The 3,394-nt window shown below is 58.2% G+C and carries 2 rRNA genes; both read left to right on the top strand.

From position 1 onward, the window contains the following. Positions 1–1,473, top strand: a 16S ribosomal RNA gene (locus tag GIS00_RS26710); the annotation flags it as partial. 387 nt (positions 1,474–1,860) lie between these two features. Then, positions 1,861–3,394 (top strand): 23S ribosomal RNA (locus GIS00_RS26705); the annotation flags it as partial.

The following is a 3,394-nucleotide window of genomic DNA, read 5'->3' as shown; positions in this document are numbered from 1 at the left end:
GCGTGCTTAACACATGCAAGTCGAACGGAAAGGCCCGCTTGCGGGTACTCGAGTGGCGAACGGGTGAGTAACACGTGGGCAACCTGCCCCTAGCTCTGGGATAACACTTGGAAACAGGTGCTAATACCGGATGATGACTGTGCGAGGCATCTCGTGTGGTTCAAAGTTTTTCGGCTAGGGATGGGCCCGCGGCCTATCAGCTTGTTGGTGGGGTAATGGCCTACCAAGGCGACGACGGGTAGCCGGCCTGAGAGGGCGACCGGCCACACTGGGACTGAGACACGGCCCAGACTCCTACGGGAGGCAGCAGTGGGGAATATTGCGCAATGGGCGAAAGCCTGACGCAGCGACGCCGCGTGAGGGATGAAGGCCTTCGGGTTGTAAACCTCTTTCAGCAGGAACGAATCAAGACGGTACCTGCAGAAGAAGCACCGGCTAACTACGTGCCAGCAGCCGCGGTAATACGTAGGGTGCAAGCGTTGTCCGGATTTATTGGGCGTAAAGAGCTCGTAGGCGGTCTGTCGCGTCGAATGTGAAAACCCGGGGCTCAACTCCGGGCCTGCATTCGATACGGGCAGACTAGAGTTCGGTAGGGGAGACTGGAATTCCTGGTGTAGCGGTGAAATGCGCAGATATCAGGAGGAACACCGGTGGCGAAGGCGGGTCTCTGGGCCGATACTGACGCTGAGGAGCGAAAGCGTGGGGAGCGAACAGGATTAGATACCCTGGTAGTCCACGCCGTAAACGTTGGGCGCTAGGTGTGGGGGTCCTTCCACGACCTCCGTGCCGCAGCTAACGCATTAAGCGCCCCGCCTGGGGAGTACGGCCGCAAGGCTAAAACTCAAAGGAATTGACGGGGGCCCGCACAAGCGGCGGAGCATGCGGATTAATTCGATGCAACGCGAAGAACCTTACCAAGGCTTGACATGCACGGGAAAGTTCCAGAGATGGTTCCCCCGCAAGGTCCGTGCACAGGTGGTGCATGGTTGTCGTCAGCTCGTGTCGTGAGATGTTGGGTTAAGTCCCGCAACGAGCGCAACCCTTGTCTTATGTTGCCAGCACGTTATGGTGGGGACTCATAAGAGACTGCCGGGGTCAACTCGGAGGAAGGTGGGGATGACGTCAAATCATCATGCCCCTTATGTCTTGGGCTTCACGCATGCTACAATGGCCGGTACAAAGGGCTGCGAAACCGCGAGGTGGAGCGAATCCCAAAAAGCCGGTCTCAGTTCGGATTGGGGTCTGCAACTCGACCCCATGAAGTCGGAGTCGCTAGTAATCGCAGATCAGCAACGCTGCGGTGAATACGTTCCCGGGCCTTGTACACACCGCCCGTCACGTCACGAAAGTCGGTAACACCCGAAGCCGGTGGCCCAACCCTTGTGGAGGGAGCCGTCGAAGGTGGGATCGGCGATTGGGACGAAGTCGTAACAAGGTAGCCGTACCGGAAGGTGCGGCTGGATCACCTCCTTTCTAAGGAGCATCTGGCCCGGCCTCTTGCAGGTCTGGGTCCAGGCCCATTTCGCAGACGAACGTTCTGCGGTGGAGCTCATGGGTGGAACACTGACCAGTTCGGTTCTCGATCATGTTGGCGCGTCCAGTACGACCGTTTGACTGCCGGCTTGCCGGTGGTTGGGGCTCCTTTGTTGGGGTCAGGTTGGAACGTGTGGCCGGTGTGGTGGGGGATTGTAGGTACGCTGTTGGGTCCTGAAAGAACGGGCTGCCGGGAGTTTTCCTGGTGTTCGAGCTTTCTTCGGGCCGATTCCTCGTTGTACGGCCGGCGGTTGCCGGTGCGCGACGGGTCTGGAATTGGGTACGCCCGTACCTTGAGAACTGCACAGTGGACGCGAGCATCTTTGTGGCTAAGTTATAAAGAGCACACGGTGGATGCCTAGGCACCAAGAGCCGATGAAGGACGTAGGAGGCTGCGATAAGCCTCGGGGAGCTGTCAACCGAGCTGTGATCCGAGGATTTCCGAATGGGGAAACCCGGCAGGAGTCATGTCCTGTCACCCGCACCTGAACACATAGGGTGCGTGGAGGGAACGTGGGGAAGTGAAACATCTCAGTACCCACAGGAAGAGAAAGCAACCGCGATTCCGTGAGTAGTGGCGAGCGAAAGCGGAAGAGGCTAAACCGATTGCGTGTGATAGCCGGCAGGCGTTGCGCATTCGGGGTCGTGGGACCATTGAGGTCGGGCTGCCGCCCGTCCAGGGAGTAAGAAAAACTCGTGTTAGGCGAATGGCATTGGAAAAACCAGGCGCAGAGGGTGACACCCCCGTAGCCGAAAACTCGAGTTCTCCCCAGTGGTATCCCAAGTAGCAGCGAGCCCGTGAAATTCGCTGTGAATCCGGCGGGACCACCCGCTAAGCCTAAATACTACTTGGTGACCGATAGCGGACTAGTACCGTGAGGGAAAGGTGAAAAGTACCCCGGGAGGGGAGTGAAATAGTACCTGAAACCGTGTGCTTACAATCCGTCGGAGCGGCCCTTGCGGCTGTGACGGCGTGCCTTTTGAAGAATGAGCCTGCGAGTTAGTGGTATGTGGCAAGGTTAACCCGTGTGGGGAAGCCGTAGCGAAAGCGAGTCCGAACAGGGCGTTTGAGTCGCATGCTCTAGACCCGAAGCGAAGTGATCTACCCATGGCCAGGATGAAGCGACGGTAAGACGTCGTGGAGGTCCGAACCCACCAGGGTTGAAAACCTGGGGGATGAGCTGTGGGTAGGGGTGAAAGGCCAATCAAACTTCGTGATAGCTGGTTCTCCCCGAAATGCATATAGGTGCAGCGTCGCGTGTTTCTTACCGGAGGTAGAGCACTGGATGGTCTAGGGGGCCCACAAGCTTACCGAAATCAACCAAACTCCGAATGCCGGTAAGTGAGAGCGCGGCAGTGAGACTGTGGGGGCTAAGCTTCATAGTCGAGAGGGAAACAGCCCAGATCGCCGGTTAAGGTCCCTAAGCGTGTGCTAAGTGGGAAAGGATGTGGAGTCGCACAGACAACCAGGAGGTTGGCTTAGAAGCAGCCACCCTTTAAAGAGTGCGTAATAGCTCACTGGTCAAGTGATTCCGCGCCGACAATGTAGCGGGGCTCAAGCACACCACCGAAACCGCGGCATTCACACATCGATCGGCCCCTTTGGGGTCCAGTCGTGTGGATGGGTAGGGGAGCGTCGTGTGGCGAGTGAAGCGGCGGGGTAACCCAGCCGTGGACGCCACACGAGTGAGAATGCAGGCATGAGTAGCGAATGGGGAGTGAGAACCTCCCCCACCGATTGACCAAGGGTTCCTGGGCCAGGCTAATCCGCCCAGGGTGAGTCGGGACCTAAGGCGAGGCCGACAGGCGTAGTCGATGGACAACGGGTTGATATTCCCGTACCCGCGAAAGAGCGCCCATG

This window comes from Nakamurella alba, from assembly GCF_009707545.1.
GTDB lineage: Bacteria > Actinomycetota > Actinomycetes > Mycobacteriales > Nakamurellaceae > Nakamurella > Nakamurella alba.
The sequence above is the reverse complement of the archived record's forward strand: the minus strand, read 5'-3'. Positions and strand labels throughout refer to the sequence as shown.